The 16,592-nt window shown below is 71.4% G+C and carries 11 protein-coding genes; 8 read left to right on the top strand and 3 right to left on the bottom strand.

The window, feature by feature from the left end; genetic code table 11:
* Positions 1–4 precede the first annotated feature (4 nt).
* From ACWDEW_RS19470 to moeZ, 8 genes are all read left to right on the top strand, one after another.
* On the top strand, positions 5–1,099 hold the full coding sequence (locus ACWDEW_RS19470) for an ABC transporter permease (RefSeq protein WP_450514195.1): 1,095 nt from the start codon (positions 5–7) through the stop codon (positions 1,097–1,099).
* Positions 1,096–2,094: an ABC transporter permease gene (locus ACWDEW_RS19465; protein ID WP_450514194.1), complete on the top strand. Its 999-nt coding sequence runs from the start codon at positions 1,096–1,098 to the stop codon at positions 2,092–2,094. The genes ACWDEW_RS19470 and ACWDEW_RS19465 overlap by 4 nt, the downstream gene beginning before the upstream one ends.
* Positions 2,091–3,788 (top strand): dipeptide ABC transporter ATP-binding protein, encoded by a 1,698-nt coding sequence (locus ACWDEW_RS19460; RefSeq protein WP_450514193.1) that lies wholly within the window; start codon positions 2,091–2,093, stop codon positions 3,786–3,788. Before ACWDEW_RS19465 ends, ACWDEW_RS19460 begins: the two co-directional genes overlap by 4 nt.
* Positions 3,789–4,051: 263 nt before the next feature.
* Positions 4,052–5,932, top strand: a complete 1,881-nt coding sequence (locus ACWDEW_RS19455; protein ID WP_450514192.1) for a glycosyltransferase — start codon at positions 4,052–4,054, stop codon at positions 5,930–5,932.
* On the top strand, positions 5,929–7,242 hold the full coding sequence (locus tag ACWDEW_RS19450) for a hypothetical protein (RefSeq protein ID WP_450514191.1): 1,314 nt from the start codon (positions 5,929–5,931) through the stop codon (positions 7,240–7,242). The genes ACWDEW_RS19455 and ACWDEW_RS19450 overlap by 4 nt, the downstream gene beginning before the upstream one ends.
* Positions 7,243–7,391: 149 nt before the next feature.
* Entirely contained in the window at positions 7,392–8,351 is a 960-nt protein-coding gene (locus ACWDEW_RS19445; protein WP_450514190.1) for an NAD-dependent epimerase/dehydratase family protein, read from the top strand.
* A complete protein-coding gene (locus tag ACWDEW_RS19440) occupies positions 8,339–9,088 on the top strand; it encodes a spherulation-specific family 4 protein (RefSeq protein WP_450514189.1) in 750 nt (249 codons plus the stop codon). Before ACWDEW_RS19445 ends, ACWDEW_RS19440 begins: the two co-directional genes overlap by 13 nt.
* Positions 9,089–9,151: 63 nt before the next feature.
* Positions 9,152–10,330 carry an adenylyltransferase/sulfurtransferase MoeZ gene (gene moeZ, locus ACWDEW_RS19435; RefSeq protein WP_450514188.1) on the top strand — a complete coding sequence of 393 codons (1,179 nt, stop codon included), beginning with the start codon at positions 9,152–9,154 and terminating at the stop codon, positions 10,328–10,330.
* Positions 10,331–10,404: 74 nt separating this feature from the next.
* On the opposite strand, the gene ACWDEW_RS19430 is transcribed toward moeZ, so the two are convergent.
* From ACWDEW_RS19430 to ACWDEW_RS19420, 3 genes are all read right to left on the bottom strand, one after another.
* Positions 10,405–11,961: an alpha/beta hydrolase gene (locus ACWDEW_RS19430; RefSeq protein ID WP_450514187.1), complete on the bottom strand. Its 1,557-nt coding sequence runs from the start codon at positions 11,959–11,961 to the stop codon at positions 10,405–10,407.
* A 137-nt stretch (positions 11,962–12,098) separates the two neighbouring features.
* Positions 12,099–13,643 (bottom strand): alpha/beta hydrolase, encoded by a 1,545-nt coding sequence (locus tag ACWDEW_RS19425; protein WP_450514186.1) that lies wholly within the window; start codon positions 13,641–13,643, stop codon positions 12,099–12,101.
* A gap of 126 nt (positions 13,644–13,769) precedes the next feature.
* Positions 13,770–16,523: a lysylphosphatidylglycerol synthase transmembrane domain-containing protein gene (locus tag ACWDEW_RS19420; protein WP_450514185.1), complete on the bottom strand. Its 2,754-nt coding sequence runs from the start codon at positions 16,521–16,523 to the stop codon at positions 13,770–13,772.
* Positions 16,524–16,592 lie beyond the last annotated feature (69 nt).

Here is a 16,592-nt window from a genome sequence, read left to right as displayed (position 1 = left end):
CCCCATGAGTGAGGCACTTGTCGCCTCCCAGGCCGCCGGGACGGACGTCTCCGTCCCGGCGGTCTCGGGGGCCCGTCAGTTCTGGCGGCGGCTGCGTGCGCAGCGCGCCGCCCTCGTCGCGGGGGCCGTCGTCGCCCTGCTCGTCCTGGTCGCGCTCGCCGCGCCGCTGCTCACCGCGATCGAGGGCCAGGACCCCTTCACCTACCACCCCGCGCTCATCGACTCCGCGCGCGGCGGCGTCCCGACCGGCTCCTTCGGGGGCGTCACCGGCGACCACTGGCTCGGCGTCGAACCACAGACCGGCCGCGACCTGTTCGCACGTCTCGTCTACGGCGCCCGGGTCTCGCTCGGTGTCGCGCTGGGGGCGACCGTCGTACAGGTCGTCATCGGTGTCGTGGTCGGTGTCGCCGCGGCGCTCGGCAGTCGATGGGTTGATCAACTGTTGAGCCGGTTGACCGAGATCATCGTTGCGATGCCATTGATGATCATGTCGTTGGCGCTGCTGGCGATCGTGCCCAGCAGCTTCCCGCGGCCCCTGCTGGTCGCCCTCGTCATCGGCCTGATCGCCTGGGGCAACACCGCGAAGATCGTGCGCGCCCAGACGCTGACCCTGAAGCAACTCGACTATGTGTCCGCCGCCCGGCTCAGCGGCTGGGGCACCTGGCGCATCGCCCGCCGCGAACTGCTCCCGGGACTGGCCGCGCCGGTCATCACGTACGCCGCGCTCCTCGTTCCGACGAACATCACCGTCGAGGCCGCGCTGTCCTTCCTGGGTGTCGGCGTGAAGCCCCCGACGCCCTCCTGGGGCCAGATGCTCACCGCCGCCGACGTCTGGTACCAGGCGGCCCCGCAGTACCTGCTGCTGCCGGCCGGTGCGTTGTTCGTCACCGTGCTGTCCCTGACGGTCCTGGGCGACGGCATCCGCACGGCCCTCGACCCGCGCGCGGCCTCCCGCCTGCGCATCGGCACCGGCCGCAAGCGCGAGGCCAAGGCGGGCGCGGGCACCAAGGACGTAAGCACCAAGGACGTAAGCACCAAGGACGTGAGCGACAAAGACTCGACTACGAAGAGCGCGAATTCCAAGGAGGCCACGTCATGAGCGGCTTCGGAGGATTCGTCCTGCGCCGCGGTATCGGCACCGTGATCACCCTGCTCGCCATCTCGGTGATCGTCTACGTGGTCTTCTTCGTCACGCCCGGCAACGTCGCCCAGATCACCTGCGGCCCGCGCTGCTCCCCGGAACAAGTGCACCAGGTCGCCCAGCAGTTGCGGCTCGACGACCCGCTGTACCTCCGCTACTGGCACTTCCTCCAGGGCATCCTCGTCGGCCAGGACTACTCCACGGGCACCTCCGTGGAGCACTGCTCGGCGCCCTGCCTCGGCCTGTCGTACCAGGGCGACCAGCAGGTCACCCAGCTGATCCTGACCAAGCTGCCGGTCAGCCTGTCCCTCGTGTTCGGCGCGATGGTGCTGTGGCTGCTCCTCGGGGTCGGCACCGGCGTCCTGTCGGCTTGGCGGCGCGGCCGGTTCACCGAACGCCTGCTGACCGGCATCACCCTCGCGGGCGTCGCCACCCCGGTCTTCGTGATCGGCCTGGTGCTGATGATCGTCGTCTGCGGGCAGCTCCAACTGCTGCCCTTCCCGCAGTACGTCGCCCTCACCGACGACCCCGAACAGTGGGCCTGGAACCTGCTGCTGCCCTGGCTCTCCCTGGCGCTCATCGAGGCCGCCACGTTCGCCCGGCTCACGAGGGCATCGATGCTGGAGACCCTCGCGGAGGACCACATCCGCACCTTCCGCGCGTACGGCGTCGGCGAGCGGTCCATCATCGGGCGGCACGCGCTGCGCGGGGCGTTCGCGCCGATCATCGCCCTCAACGCCAACAACGTCGGCTCGGCGGTCGGCGGCGCGGTGCTCACCGAGACGCTCTTCGGGCTGCCCGGCATCGGACAGGAACTCGTCCACGCCGTCAATGTCGTCGACCTCCCTGTGGTCGTCGGCATGGTCCTGATCATCGGTTTCTTCGTGGTCATCGCCAACGCCGTCGCGGACGTGCTGTACGCGGTGGCCGACCGACGGGTGGTGCTCGCATGAGTGCGGTGGAAGCTTCCATTGAAAGCTCGGTGGACGTCCTGGTGGAGGTCACCGACCTGACGGTCGGGTTCGGATCGCTGCGTGCCGTCGACGGTCTGTCCTTCCGGCTGGAGAAGGGCGCCGCGCTGGGGCTGGTCGGCGAGTCCGGCTCCGGCAAGTCCACGGTCGCCTCGGCCCTGTTGGGGTTGCACCGCGGCACGGGGGCCGACGTGGGCGGGTCGGTGCGCGTGGCCGGCCTCGACGTCCAGGAGGCGTCCGACGCGGACCTGGGGCGGCTGCGCGGCGGCAAGGCCGCGATGGTCTTCCAGGACCCGCTGTCGTCCCTGGACCCGTACTACGCGATCGGCGACCAGATAGCCGAGGTGTACCGGGTGCACGCGCGTGTGTCGCGTCGGGCCGCACGCGCGCGTGCCGTCGAGGTCCTGGACCGGGTGGGCATCCCGGACGCGGCACGACGGTCCCGTTCGCGCCCGCACGAGTTCAGCGGCGGTATGCGTCAACGTGCCCTGATCGCCATGGCGTTGGCCTGCGAGCCGGAGCTGCTCATCGCCGACGAGCCCACGACCGCGCTCGACGTCACCGTCCAGGCCCAGATCCTCGACCTCCTGCACACGCTGCGCGAGGAGACCGGCCTGGGGCTGCTCCTCGTCACGCACGACGTGGGTGTCGCCGCCGAGAGCGTCGACGAGATCCTGGTCATGCGGCACGGACGGGCCGTCGAGCACGGACCGGTGGGCACGGTGCTGGGGGCGCCGACCGAGACGTACACCCGGGACCTGCTGGGCGCGGTCCCGCGCGTCGACGCGCGGCGTGCTCGTGCCGAGGAGTCCGCCGGGGTGCTCCCCGCGGCCTCGTCCACGGCCTTGTCCGAGACGTCGTCCGAGACGTCCTCCGAGGCGTCTCCGACGGCCCAGGAGGTCGTCCTGGAGGCCACGGGCCTGCGGCGCGAATTCGGGCGCGGGAAGCGGGCGTTCGCGGCCGTGGACGACGTCTCGCTGACCGTCCACCGGGGCGAGACCCTCGGCATCGTGGGGGAGAGCGGCAGCGGCAAGACGACGCTGGGCCGCATGCTGGTCGGGCTCCTGAAGCCGACGGCCGGCGAGATCAAGCCCGGCGGCGGGGTACGCCCCGATGTCCAGATGGTCTTCCAGGATCCCGTCTCCTCCCTCAACCCCCGCCGCAGCGTGGGCGAGTCGATCGCCGACCCGCTACGCGCGCGCGGCGAACGCGACGAGGGCCGCATCCGGGGGCGCGTACGCGAACTCCTGGAGCGTGTCGGGCTGGAAGGGGCGCACTACGACCGCTATCCGCACGAGTTCAGCGGCGGCCAGCGCCAGCGCGTGGGTATCGCGCGGGCGCTCGCGGCCGACCCGCGCGTGATCGTGTGCGACGAGCCCGTCTCCGCGCTCGACGTCACCACTCAGGCCCAGGTCGTCGCCCTGCTCGGCGAACTCCAGAGCGAACTCGGCCTCGCCCTCGTGTTCGTGGCCCACGACCTCGCCGTCGTGCGTCAGGTCAGCGACCGGGTCGCGGTGATGCGACGCGGGAGGATCGTTGAACAGGGCCCCGCCGACGAGGTCTACGACTCCCCGCAGGACCCGTACACGAAGCAGCTGCTGGCTGCCGTACCGGCCCTCGACCCGGAGGTGGCGGCCCGGCGGAGGGCGGTCCGGCGGGAGTTGGCGACCACATGAGGATCGTAGAACGATCTGGGTGCGGATCGTAGAACGATCCGCACCCGGGTGATCCCTTAGCGCGAGCGAACGCGAGCCGCACGGGAAAGTTACGACCGTTCACCCCTTTTGGTGGTGCGATGGACAACCGTCCGTCGCGCCACCGTCATGTCCGCATACGTTCGTCCCGCTGCGAGCCGCCGGGTCAACGGTGGCTCCCCACAAGGGAGATCGGGGGTGTGGTCGTGCGCATAGGACTGGTTACGGAGGGTGGCTATCCGTATGTGAGCGGTGACGCCAGACTCTGGTGCGACCGGCTCGTACGCGGGCTCGGGCAGCACGAGTTCGACGTCTACGCGCTCAGTCGCAGCGAACGCCAGGAGGACGCGGGCTGGCTCGAACTGCCGCCCCAGGTCCGGCGAGTGCGTACCGCGCCGCTGTGGAGCACCGAGGACGACGGACCGGCGCTCGGCCGCCGCGCACGCCGGCGGTTCCGCGAGCACTACGAGGAGCTGGCGGCGGTGCTGTGCGCGGGGGATGCGCCGGTGCAGGGCTCGACCGTGTCGGGCGTGCCGACACCGGGGCCGATCGGGTCGGGGTCGGCCGTGTCCGAGTCGGTTGGGCCGGAGCCGACCGGCTCCGTGCGGCTCGCGGAGTTCTCGGAGGCCGTTGCCGAAGGGCCTTCCGCGCTCTCCGGGGAGGCTTCCGCCGTTGTGGCGGACCGTTTCGCCAACGCGCTGTACGGGCTCGCGGACCTCGCCCGCGACGAGGGCGGACTCGTGTCCGCGCTGCGCTCCGAGAGCGCCGTACGTGCCCTCGAACGCGCCTGTCGTGCGCCCGGCGCACTCCGCACAGCACGCGAGGCGCGCGTACCCGACCTCCTCAGCGTCGCCGCGCACATCGAACGCGCCCTGCGCCCCCTCTCGCTCGACTGGTACGAGGACGACGCCCTCGGCTCCGTGGACCTCTGCCACGCGACGGCCGGCGGCACCGCGGCCCTCCCCGGACTGCTCGCCCGGCACTTCGCCGGCGTACCGCTGCTGGTGACCGAGTACGGCGTACAACTGCGCACCCACTACCTGGCCTCCGCGGACGCCCCGCCCGCCGTACGGGCCCTGCTCGCCGCCTTCCACGGCAGGCTGGCCGCCGAGGTGTACCGGCGGGCCGCGCTGATCACCCCGGGCAACACCCACACCCGCCGCTGGCAGGAGCGCTGCGGCGCCGACCGTGCGAAGCTCCGCACCGTCCACCCCGGCATGGAGGCGTCCCGTTTCGCGGAGGTGGGCGAGGCGCCCGACCGCGCCGACCCGGACACGCTCGTGTGGGTCGGCCGTATCGAACCCGCCAAGGACCTGATCTCCCTCCTCCACGCCTTCGCGGAGATCCGCAAGGAGGAGCCCAAGGTGCGCCTGCGGATCGTCGGCGCGCCCGCCGGCGCCGAGGGAGCGGCCTACCTGGGCCACTGCCGGGCACTGGCCGCGCAGCTGTTCCCCGACGAGGCCGAGGGCGTGCACGCGGTGGGCGACAACCCGGTGTCTTTCGAGGAGATCGGCGGCCCGGAGGCTCCCACGCTCGCCGAGGCGTACGCGTCCGGCACGGTGATCGTCCTGTCGAGCGTCGTCGAGGGCTTCCCGATCGGCCTGGTCGAAGCCATGTTCTGCGGCCGGGCGACCGTGTCCACGGACGTCGGCGCGGTCGTCGAGGTCATCGGCGGCACGGGACTCGTCGTGCCACCGCGCAATCCTCGGGCGCTCGCCGAGGCGTGCGTGACCCTGTTGCGCGACCCCGAGCGCCGTGCGCGCCTGGGCGCCGCCGCGCGCGCCCGCGCACTCGAACTGTTCACCGTCGAGCAGAACATCGCGGCATTTCACGGCATTTACCTGGAGGTCGTCTCCCACTCCCCGGTCCACCGCGTCGTCCTCGACGACACCGGCGAACCCCTCCCGTTCGCGGCCCCCGCGGAGTCCCACGTCCCCGGCCGCTGGACCGGCCGCCCCACGGCAGGCCCGGCCAAAGGATCTACGGCCGTCCCGGCCATCGGCTCCACTCCAGGCCCGGCGACCGCCCCCGCAGCCCGCGTCGTCGCTCGCGGCGGCCCGCGCTGGGCGGCGGGAGCACCGGTAGGCGCCACCACTCCGCTGCCGACGACGGAGGCGGCCCGATGAGCGGCCTCGGTGAACTCGACCGCCCCGGAACACCCGCCGGCGCGGAGGCGTGGGACGCGCAGTCGGGGGAGTGGCTCGGAGGACGGGGGGAGCCCGAGCCGGACACGGAGAAGGCGCGGGCCGACGACGACACCGATCCGCCCACCGCCTGCCCCGCCCCCGTACAGCCCCCGCACGCAACCGGCCGCAAGTCCGCCCCCGCCCGGCGCGGTGCCGCCGATCCCGTGAAGGCGTTGATGCACCGGCATCGCGAACTGTGCGAGCGGGCCGTCGACCCGCTGGAGATCGCGGCGGGCCTTGAGGCGCACGGTGTCACCGACCGGACCGCCACCCGCTTCCGGCACCGTGACGTCTTCTCGCTCGCCGAGGAGATGTACGCGCGCGTGCCCCGCGCCGACACAGCGGCCGCACACCCCGACACCGACGCCGTCACCACGCCCGCGCCCCGCGCCACCTGGGCCGTGCGCACCCTGCTGCCCGGAGTCCTCTGCGCCGCAGCCGTGACCGGCGTGCGGCTCACGGACGGTCGGGTGCGGACGGCGGTGGCCGTCGCCGGCGTCCTCGCCGTGGCGTTCGGCGTGCGCATGGCGCTCGGTCGGGGCCCACTGAGCACCCCGCCCGGCACCCCCGCGTGGCGCACCCCGCCCGGCACGCGCCTGTGGACGTACTGGTTGCTCGCCTACGCCCTCCTCGGCGACGGTCTGCTCCGCGCGGCGGACGACGGCGGCCCCGACAACCTGCCGACCGGCATCGCCGGCGGACCCTGGCCCACGGCCACCGCACCCGTCCTGGCCCTCACCCTGGCTTGTGTCCCCGCAGCCTGGTGCGCCCACCACTTCGCCGTACGCGCCCGGCGCAAGCTCGCCACCAGCCGCGGCTTGGAGGACTTCGCCGACTCCGTGCAACCGCTGCTGCTCGGCACGTTCGCCCTCTTCGTGTGCGCCCTCGTTGCCCTCCTCGCTCTCTGCGGAGCCGTCCTGGGCGAGTCCGCCGCGTATGCCCAGGGCGTCACCCTGGGCGCGCTCCTGCTGCTCGCCCGCCTCCTCTTCGTGCACGGCTTCACCCGCGCCCCGGCCCTCGCCCTGGGTGCGGCAGCCGCGACGGAGGCCACGGGCCTGGCCCTGGACCTCATCGGCCGGCTCCCCGACTGCGGCTTCCTGGCCACCCCCGTCGAAACCCTCCTGGGCTCCTGGGGGCCGGGCGGCATTCCTGCCCTGGCCTGCGGAGCCGCCGCCGTGACCCTCCTGTTCCACACCACCCGCACGCTGACCAGAGCCTCCGCGCACGCGCCGGCGGACGAGCCGCGGTGACGCCGCCATGACCTCGAACCAACCGGCCCCGTCACCCAGCCGCAGGCGCCCGGCCCCATTGCCGCGCCGGAGGCAACCGCATCACCTTGTGAAGGAGAACACCAGATGATCACCTCCCGATCCGGAGAGTCGGCCCCGGGAGCCGTCCGATGAGGGTCCTGCTGATCGGAGCCAACGGCTATCTCGGCCGGTTCGTCGCCGACCGTCTGCTCGCCGACCCGGCCGTCCAGCTCACCGCGCTCGGCCGCGGCGACGACGCCGACGTCCGCTTCGACCTCGCGTCCGGCAGTCCCGGAGCACTCACCCGCTTCCTCGACGCCGTCCACCCCGGAGTCGTCGTCAACTGCGCGGGTGCCACCAGAGGCGGCGCCCGCGAACTCACCCGCCACAACACCGTCGCCGTCGCCACCGTCTGCGAGGCGCTGCGCCGCAGCGGCTGTGGCGCCCGACTCGTGCAGATCGGCTGCGGCGCCGAGTACGGTCCCAGCCAGCCCGGTTCCTCCACCGCAGAGGACGCCGTCCCCCGCCCCGGCGGCCCGTACGGCGTCAGCAAACTCGCCGCCACCGAACTGGTCCTGGGCTCCGGTCTCGACGCCGTCGTCCTGCGCGTCTTCTCGCCCGCCGGACCCGGCACCCCGGCCGGCTCCCCGCTCGGCCGGCTCGCCGAGGCCATGCGCCGGGCCATGCAGTCCGGCGACGGCGAACTCAAGCTCGGCGGCCTCGGCGCGCAGCGCGACTTCGTCGACGTCCGGGACGTGGCCCGCGCCGTCCACGCCGCCTCGCTCTCCGCCGCGCAGGGCGTCATCAACATCGGCTCGGGCCGCGCGGTCCGGCTGCGCGACGCCGCCTCCGTCCTCGCCCGCGTCGCCGGATACGGCGGAGCGCTGCACGAACTCGACGGTCCGCCCGGACCGCTGCGGGCCGCCATCGGCCACCCCCGCAACGACCCCGACCACGCGGCCCCGGTCGCGTACCCGTACCCGGACGGCTGCGGCAGCTGGCAGCAGGCCGATGTGCGCACCGCGCGCGACCGGCTCGGCTGGCGGCCCCGGATCAATCTGGAGGAGTCCCTCGCCGACATCTGGATGGAGGCGGCGTGCCGCATCTGACCAGCACGACCCAGGGCATCGCGACCACCGGTGTCCGGACCGGCTTCGGCATCCCCGGCTACGCACACCCCCTCGTCGCACCGGCCGAGTGGGGCGAACTCACCCGCCCCGGAACCCCCTTGCACTGGGTCGTGCTCAACGTCTCCTCCGGCCCGGGGGCGCGTCCCGACCCTCACTGCCTGGAAGCGGCCGGCCGGCTGCGCAACATGGGCATCCGCGTGCTCGGCCACCTGGACGCCGCGTACGGCGCCCGCGCCTTCGGCGAACTGATCTCCGAAGCGCACCGCTATCTCGACTGGTACCGGACCGACGGCTTCCTCCTGGACCGCTGCCCCATCGGAGGCACCGCGCTCCCCGAGGTCCGCCGCACCGTCACCACGCTCCGCGAGATCCGCGACGGCGCTCACGTCGTCCTGGGGCACGGCACCCACCCGCACCCCGGATACGCCGAGTTCGCCGACCAGTTGGTGACCTTCTCCGGTCCGTGGAGCGACTACCGCTGGTCCCAGGTGGCCGAGTGGACCGCCGACCACCCGCCCGAACGCTTCTGCCACTTCGTGCACAGCGTCCCGCTCGGCCATCTCGACGAAGCGCTGCGCATCGCCCGCTGGCAGGGCGCCTCGACCATCTACTTCACCGACCGCACCGATCGCGGGGGCCGCACCGATCCCTGGGAGACCATGCCCGGCTACTGGGACGAGATCGTCTCGCGGATCGGAACGGGTGTCTCGGAATGAAGAGGGGCATGGCAGTGTTACGGGGAGAACAACTGTAGTGATTGACCGACCAACGGAGACCCCGTGTCGCTGCCACCCCTGGTCGAGCCGGCTGCCGAGCTCACCGTAGACGAGGTCCGCAGGTACTCCCGCCACCTGATCATCCCCGACGTGGGCATGGACGGGCAGAAGCGGCTGAAGAACGCCAAGGTGCTCTGTGTGGGCGCCGGCGGTCTGGGTTCGCCCGCGCTGATGTACCTGGCCGCGGCGGGCGTGGGCACGCTCGGCATCGTGGAGTTCGACGAGGTCGACGAGTCGAACCTGCAGCGCCAGATCATCCACAGCCAGGCCGACATCGGCCGCTCCAAGGCGGAGTCGGCGCGCGACTCCGTGCTGGGCATCAACCCGTACGTGAACGTGGTCCTGCACGAAGAGCGGCTCGAAGCCGAGAACGTGATGGACATCTTCAGCCAGTACGACCTGATCGTCGACGGCACGGACAACTTCGCGACCCGCTACCTGGTCAACGACGCCGCCGTCCTGCTGAACAAGCCGTACGTGTGGGGTTCGATCTACCGCTTCGACGGCCAGGCCTCCGTGTTCTGGTCCGAGCACGGCCCCTGCTACCGCTGCCTCTACCCGGAGCCCCCGCCCCCCGGCATGGTCCCCTCCTGCGCCGAGGGCGGCGTCCTGGGCGTGCTGTGCGCGTCCATCGGCTCGATCCAGGTCACCGAGGCGATCAAGGTCCTCACCGGTGTCGGCGACCCGCTCGTCGGACGCCTGATGATCTACGACGCCCTGGAGATGCAGTACCGCCAGGTCAAGGTCCGCAAGGACCCCAACTGCGCGGTCTGCGGCGACAACCCGACCGTCACCGAGCTCATCGACTACGAGGCCTTCTGCGGCGTCGTCTCCGAGGAGGCCCAGGAGGCGGCCGCCGGTTCGACGATCACTCCCAAGCAGCTCAAGGAGTGGATCGACGACGGCGAGAACATCGAGATCATCGACGTCCGCGAGGTCAACGAGTACGAGATCGTCTCGATCCCGGGCGCCAAGCTGATCCCCAAGAACGAGTTCCTCATGGGCACCGCCCTGGAGACCCTTCCGCAGGACAAGAAGATCGTCCTGCACTGCAAGACGGGTGTCCGCAGTGCGGAAGTCCTCGCCGTCCTCAAGTCGGCCGGTTTCGCGGACGCGGTCCACGTCGGCGGCGGCGTGATCGGCTGGGTCAACCAGATCGAGCCCGACAAGCCGGTCTACTAGGCACACGCCTTCCCGGGAGGGGCTCGGCACCACGGGTGCCGGGCCCCTTTCCGCTGTCCGGGCGGGCGTGGACGCTACGAGGCGCAGACCTTGCCGTCCTTGGGCACCGTCCCCTTCAGCAGATACGCGTCCACCGTCGAGTCGACACAGTCGCTCCCACTGCCGTACGCGCCATGACCCTCGCCCTTCCAGGTCAGCTCCACACCGACGCCCTTGCCCAGCTCGTCGACCATCTTGCGGGCACCCTCGTACGGCGTCGCCGGGTCCCCGGTGTTGCCGACCACCAGAATCGGCGCCGCACCGGGCGCGCTGACCTCCGGGGTGTCGTACTGCCCGGTCACCGGCCAGTCGTGACACCACCCGGCCGTGTCCCAGCCCAGGAAGTCGCCGAACACGGGGGAGACCTTCTCGAACTCCGGCAGCAGCTTCTGCGTCTGCTCGGGCGTCGGCCGCTGCTTGTCGTCCAAACACGATATGACCCGTTGTGAATGCGTCGTCGTGCCGTAGTGCCCCGCGCTGTCACGGTCGTTGTAGCCGTCGGCGAGCGCCAGCAGTTCCGAGCCGTCGCCCTCCTTCGCGGAGTCCAGGGCGCTGGTCAGCGTGGGCCAGCTCTGCTTGCTGTACAGCGGAAGGACGATGCCGGTCAGTGCGAGCGTCTGCGTCAGCTTGCGTCCCGTCGAGGTCGCCAGCGGTTTGGCGTCGATCTGCTTCAGCAGGGCCGCGATCTTCTTCGAGCCCTGCGCGGGGTCCTGTCCCGTCGACTTGAGGTAGTCGTCCAGGGCGCGCTGGAAGCCCCGGGTCTGGTTCAGGGCGTGGCCCACCGAGTCGGCGCTCGGGTCGACGACCGCGTCCAGGATCAGCCGCCCCACCTTCGTCGGGAACAAGTGGGCGTAGACACCGCCGAGTTCGGTGCCGTACGAGATGCCGAAGTAATGCATCTTCGCGTCGCCCAGGACCTGGCGCATCAGGTCCATGTCGCGGGCCGTGTCGGTCGTGGACACGTGCGCCATCAGTCTTCCGGCGGCCTTCTCGCAGCCCTTGCCGAAGTCGCTGGCGTCCTGGAAGTACGCCTTCTCCTCGGCCGGTGTGTCCGGTGTGGCGTCCACGTCCTCGGCGGCCTGGATCGCCTTGTCGCTGCGGCAGCGGACACCCTCGCTGGCGGCGACCCCACGCGGGTCCCAGCTCACCAGGTCGTAGCGCTCGTGCAGCGCGGAGACGGTGGCGGAGTACGCCGGCATGTAGTCCACGCCCGAGCCGCCGGGGCCGCCGAAGTTGAACAGCAGCGAGCCGATGCGGTCGCCGCCGGTCGCCTTCGAGCGGATCAGCGCGAGCCCGATCGTGGTGCCGTCCGGCTTCGCCCAGTCCAGCGGCACCTTGAGCGTCGCGCACTGCCAGTCGCTGCTCGGCGCGGCCGAGTCGCCGGTGGCCTTGCAGCGCCCCCAGCCGAGCTTCTGCGCGGTCAGCGACGCGGGCAGCGCGGCCGTGGTGGACGTGGAAGAGGACGAGTCGGCCGCGGACGGCTTGGCGTCCCCCGCGCCGTCCTTGCCGTCGTCGGACGAGCCGCCGCTACAGCCGGCCGTCAGCAGTGCGGCGGCGGCCAATAGGGCCGTCCACCGTGCGAATCGCGCCATGTGCATTCCCCCCTCGCAGGCCGTCCGCGTCACGCCGCGGATGGCGGTCAGGCCATAGTAGGCGGCGCGCGCCGAGCCCGTGACGGCCTGTGGATAACCATTTGACCTGCGAGTTTGCCCGGATTTCGAGAGTGGGCTCAGGAGCAGACGGTGCCCGCCGCAGGCACTTTTCCGTTCAGCAGATAGCCGTTCACCGCGCTTTGCACGCACTTGTTCCTGCTGTCGTACGCCCCGTGCCCCTGGCCCTTGTACGTCAGCTCGACCGCGACGCCCTTGCCCAGCGCGTCCACCATCTTCCGCGCGCCCTCGTACGGCGTGGCCGGGTCGCCGGTGTTGCCCACGACGAGGACCGGCGCCGAACCGGCCGCGCTCACGTCGGGATGGTCGGCGGCGCCCGGCACGGCCCAGTCGGTGCAGCTGACCATGCCCCAGGCCAGGAAGTCCCCGAACAGGGGAGAGGCGGCCCGGAACTCGGGCAGCTTCTGTTCCACGTAGTCGGCCGTGTAACGCGGCTTGTCGTCGGCGCAGTTGATGGCGACGTTCGCCGCGGTGATGTTGCTGTACTCGCCGTTCTCGCTGCGCCCGTTCATCGAGTCCGACAGCGCCATGAGGACCTTGCCGTCACCGCTGTAGGCCTGTTCGAGCCCTTCGGTGAGGTACTCCCAGAAGTCCTTGGAGTACAGCGCCTGCGCGATGCCGTTGGTCGCGGCGGTCTGGGTCAACTGGCGGGGGAAGATGCCCGGGATCGGCTTGCTGTCGAGGCTCTTGAGCAGCTTCGCGATGCGGTCTTTGACGTCCTGCGCGGTGTCGCCGATCGGGCAGTCGGTGGTCTTCGACGTGCAGTCGTCGGCGAAGTTGTCGAGCGCCAGCTGGAAGCCCTTGGCCTGTCCCAGGGAGCCCTGCTCGGAGTTCTGGGTGGGGTCGACGACCGCGTCGAACACTGCACGGCCGACGTGCTTGGGGAACAAGTGGGCGTAGACACCGCCCAGTTCGGTGCCGTAGGAGATGCCGAAGTAGTGGAGCTTGTCGTCGCCGAGGACCTGGCGCATCAGGTCCATGTCGCGGGCCGCGTCGGTGGTGCGCACCTGGGGGAGCATCTGCTTGGAGTTCTTCTCGCAGGCCGCGTTGAACTGCTTGGTGTTGGCCAGGAGCTTGGTGCGTTCGGCCGCGTCGTCCGGTGTGGCGTCCTGCTGGAAGTACTCGTCGAGCTGGGAGTCGCTCTCGCACTTGACGCCGGCGCTGCGGCCGACTCCGCGCGGGTCGAAGCTCACCAGGTCGTAGCGGGTGCGCAGGGTCGCGTAGTCCTCGCCGAACGCGGGCAGTGTGGTGACGCCCGAGCCGCCGGGGCCGCCGAAGTTGAAGACGAGCGACCCGATCCGCTTGTCCGCGGCACCACTGGTCTTCGCCCGGATCAGCGCGAGCCCGATGGTGTCGCCCTTGGGCTTGCTCCAGTCGAGCGGCGCCTTCATGGTGGCGCACTGCCACTTGTCGCCGTTCCGCAGCGGCGACGGCGCGGCGCCGCCGCCCTCCGACTCGGACGGGGCCGGGCAGTCCTTCCAGCTCAGCTTCTGGGCCGTCGGATCCTCGTCCTTGGAGTCGCCGCTGCAGGCCGCCAGGGTGGCGGACAGGAGGACGACGGTGGCGGTCAGGGCAGCGGCACGCAGCCGGGAGGGGTTCGGCATGATCCCATCCTGGAGTCGTACCCGGCGGGGCGCTCGGGGCACGGGCCGTACGAGGTACGCACGCACGCGTGCCCCACGCCCGTCCGCGCACGCGCTCCACAGGGAGCGCCCGTCTGCGTGCGTGCTCTACAAGGAGCCCTTGCGGGACAGGTGGTTGAAGAACAGCCAGCCCGGCAGCACCGGAATCCACAGCGTCAGCAGCCGGTACAGCAGCACCGCCGGAGCCGCGACCTCCTTGGGCAGGCCGACGGCGATCAGACCGAGCGTCAGGCTCGCCTCGACCGCCCCCACACCGCCCGGAGTGGGGGCCGCGGAACCGAGCGCGTTGCCCGCGAGGAAGACGACGGCGACGCTGGCCAGGCTGAGCGACGTCGACTGATCGCCGAACGCCCGGATCGACGCGTCCAGGCACATCACGAAGCAGGCCGTCAGCAGCAGCATGCCGCCGATGCCGGTGACCAGCTTCTGCGGCCGCTGCAGGACGTCGAGCATGCGCGGGATGACACCCGCGAACAACGACCGCACGCGCGTGACGAGGAACTTCCGCAGGAACGGCACCGAGGTCACCACGAGCACGAGCACCGCCACCGTCAACAGCCCGGCGATGACCGTCCTGGACGGCGACAGCGACGGCGTCTTCTCGGTGCCGGTCAGATAGCCGAAGGACAGCAGCATCAGGATGTGACAGCCCAGGCCGAACAGCTGCGACGCGCCGACACTCGCCACCGCGAGCCCCGGCCGCACCCCGGCACGCTGCAGGAAGCGGGTGTTCAGCGCGACACCGCCGACCGCGGCCGGGGCCACGATCTTCACGAAAGACCCGGCGACCTGCGCCGCCACGGCCCGCAGGAACGGCACACGCTCCGGCACGAACCCCAGGAGGGCCATCGCCGCAGCGAAGTAGCTCAGCGCCGAGAACAGCACGGCCGCGGCCACCCAGCCCCACTGGGCGTTGGCGACGAGCGGCCCGAACTCGATGTGCGTGAGCTGCGTCAGCAGGAAGTACGCGCCGATCGCACCCGCGATGAAACTGATCAGCGTCCGTGGCCGCACCCGCTCCAGGCGGGCCGGTTCGACCGGCGCCTGCGGCCTGATCAACAACACCTGGTGGCGGATCTGGGTGAGCAGATCCTCCTCGCGCGCCTCGTCCAGGGCATCGTCGATGGCCCGCTTCTCGGCCCGCTGCTCCGCCCGTACGGCCTTCTTGTCGGGCTTCTCGAGTACGGGTGCCGAGCCACTCTCCGCGTTCGCCTCCGCGTGCGCCAGCCTGGTCTGCCGGGACGCCTCCAGGATCGCCTCACGCTCCCGCTGGGCCCGCTCCCGGGACAGCCGGCGCAGTGTCGCGCGCGTGGAGCGCGACAGCGCGATGGGCTGGAGCATCGGCAGACAGTCGGCCACGGCGTCGGGGCCGAGTACACCGACCGCCGACGCCACCGCGCGCTCGGCGCCCACCCGCAGCGCGAGCGTCGTCACCAACTGGGCGACGTCCATGCGCAGCAGCAGTTCACCGGCCGCGATCTCGCCGCCGCGCAGGTCGGTCAGGATCACTTTGCCGGAACGATCCACCAGAATCGCGTCACCGGCGAGCCTGCGGTGGGCGATGCGCCGTGACTGCAACGCCTGTACCTGATGCCAGGTCAGGCGCAGCAGATCGTCGGTGATCTCCTCGTCCGCGAGCGAGTCGAGCGTGCGCCCGCCGGTGTGCTCGTAGACGAGCATGACGGCGTCGGGGCCGAGTTCCGAGGTCGCGATCAGCTTGGGGGCGTTGGCCCCGGCCGCGATCGCCGCGTAGGCGAGCAGGGCCTCCTGCTCCAGCGCCTGGCGCAGCGACTGGAGGCTGCTGCGGGTCGCGAAGCCGCGCAGCGTCAGATTGCGCCACGCGCGGTAGAAGAACCCCTGTGCCTGCTGTTCCCGGTCGACCACGGTGACGTCCAGCGGCGGACCGTCCTCCAGGCTGACGAAGTAGCGTCGGCCGCGATCGCCGTTCTCGGTGTCCACGGCCTCCTCGCGGGCCGCGCCCACCGGGTGGAAGCCGACCGTCCGCAGGCCCGCCATCAGCGTCCGCCCGGTGGGACGGACGTTCGGGGAGCCCACCGCGTACAGCGTCCCGTAGGCCACGGTCCAGCCGATCAGCACCGTCAGGATGATCGAGAACGGAGTCGTGTACCCGGTGACCAGCATCGAGAAGGCGTCCAGCAGCAGCACGATCCACAGCACCGAGCGCCAGCGCGGCCTGCGGGACATGCCTACGGCCGTCATATAGGCGATGACGGGCGCCAGGTAGCCGTGCACCGGGTCGGTCAGCGCGTGGATGTCACCGGGGGAGGGCTGGGTGAGCGCCTCCTGGATGGACCCCGGGGCCGCTTTGGCGACCCACAGGTCCGTGGCGAGTGTCACTCCGTGCGCGAGGACCGCGGCGAGCACACCGTCGGCGATGCGCAGTCCGTCGCGCTTGATCAGCCGCTCGATCGCGAAGGCGACCGGCACCAGCAGAATGGCGATGCTGGAGGCCAGCCCCGCGAGCTTGATCAGCAGGTCGGGTGCCTGGCCGGTGCCCTTGTTGATGTCCTGTTCGAGCCCCGAGGTCGTGCCGTGCGCGAACGCGGCGATCGCGAGCAGTACGACGATCGCAAGAAAGCCCACCAGGAGGCGCATGAGATCGGAAGGGCGGTGCACGCGCGCGGGGAGCAGCGGTTCGTCGCCCTCGACCTCTTCGGCGTGCGTGTCGTCGCAGTCGTCGAGGCCGGGAGTGGGGTCGGGCGTGGGCGCCTCGGCGGGATCCTCCGAGGGGCCCTGCTCGTGCTTGTCGGCGGTGTCCGGGCGCGACGCAGCGTCAGAGGTGCCCTCCGCGTCTTCGGGGTGCACACCCTGCTGCTTCATCGTCTCTTCTTGATCTCGTATCACCTGTCACCGCCCGCACGATGGTGGCATGCCCCACCGACACACGGG

This window comes from Streptomyces sp. NPDC001100 (assembly GCF_053598575.1).
This window is presented reverse-complemented; position numbering and strand designations above follow the sequence as displayed.

Coding starts and splice junctions, on each gene's coding strand:
- ACWDEW_RS19470 (WP_450514195.1), top strand. CDS start 5: ATGAGTGAGGCACTTGTCGCCTCCCAGGCCGCCGGGACGGACGTCTCC.
- ACWDEW_RS19450 (WP_450514191.1), top strand. CDS start 5,929: ATGAGCGGCCTCGGTGAACTCGACCGCCCCGGAACACCCGCCGGCGCG.
- ACWDEW_RS19445 (WP_450514190.1), top strand. CDS start 7,392: ATGAGGGTCCTGCTGATCGGAGCCAACGGCTATCTCGGCCGGTTCGTC.
- ACWDEW_RS19425 (WP_450514186.1), bottom strand. CDS start 13,643: ATGCCGAACCCCTCCCGGCTGCGTGCCGCTGCCCTGACCGCCACCGTC.
- ACWDEW_RS19430 (WP_450514187.1), bottom strand. CDS start 11,961: ATGGCGCGATTCGCACGGTGGACGGCCCTATTGGCCGCCGCCGCACTG.
- ACWDEW_RS19460 (WP_450514193.1), top strand. CDS start 2,091: ATGAGTGCGGTGGAAGCTTCCATTGAAAGCTCGGTGGACGTCCTGGTG.
- ACWDEW_RS19465 (WP_450514194.1), top strand. CDS start 1,096: ATGAGCGGCTTCGGAGGATTCGTCCTGCGCCGCGGTATCGGCACCGTG.
- ACWDEW_RS19420 (WP_450514185.1), bottom strand. CDS start 16,523: ATGAAGCAGCAGGGTGTGCACCCCGAAGACGCGGAGGGCACCTCTGAC.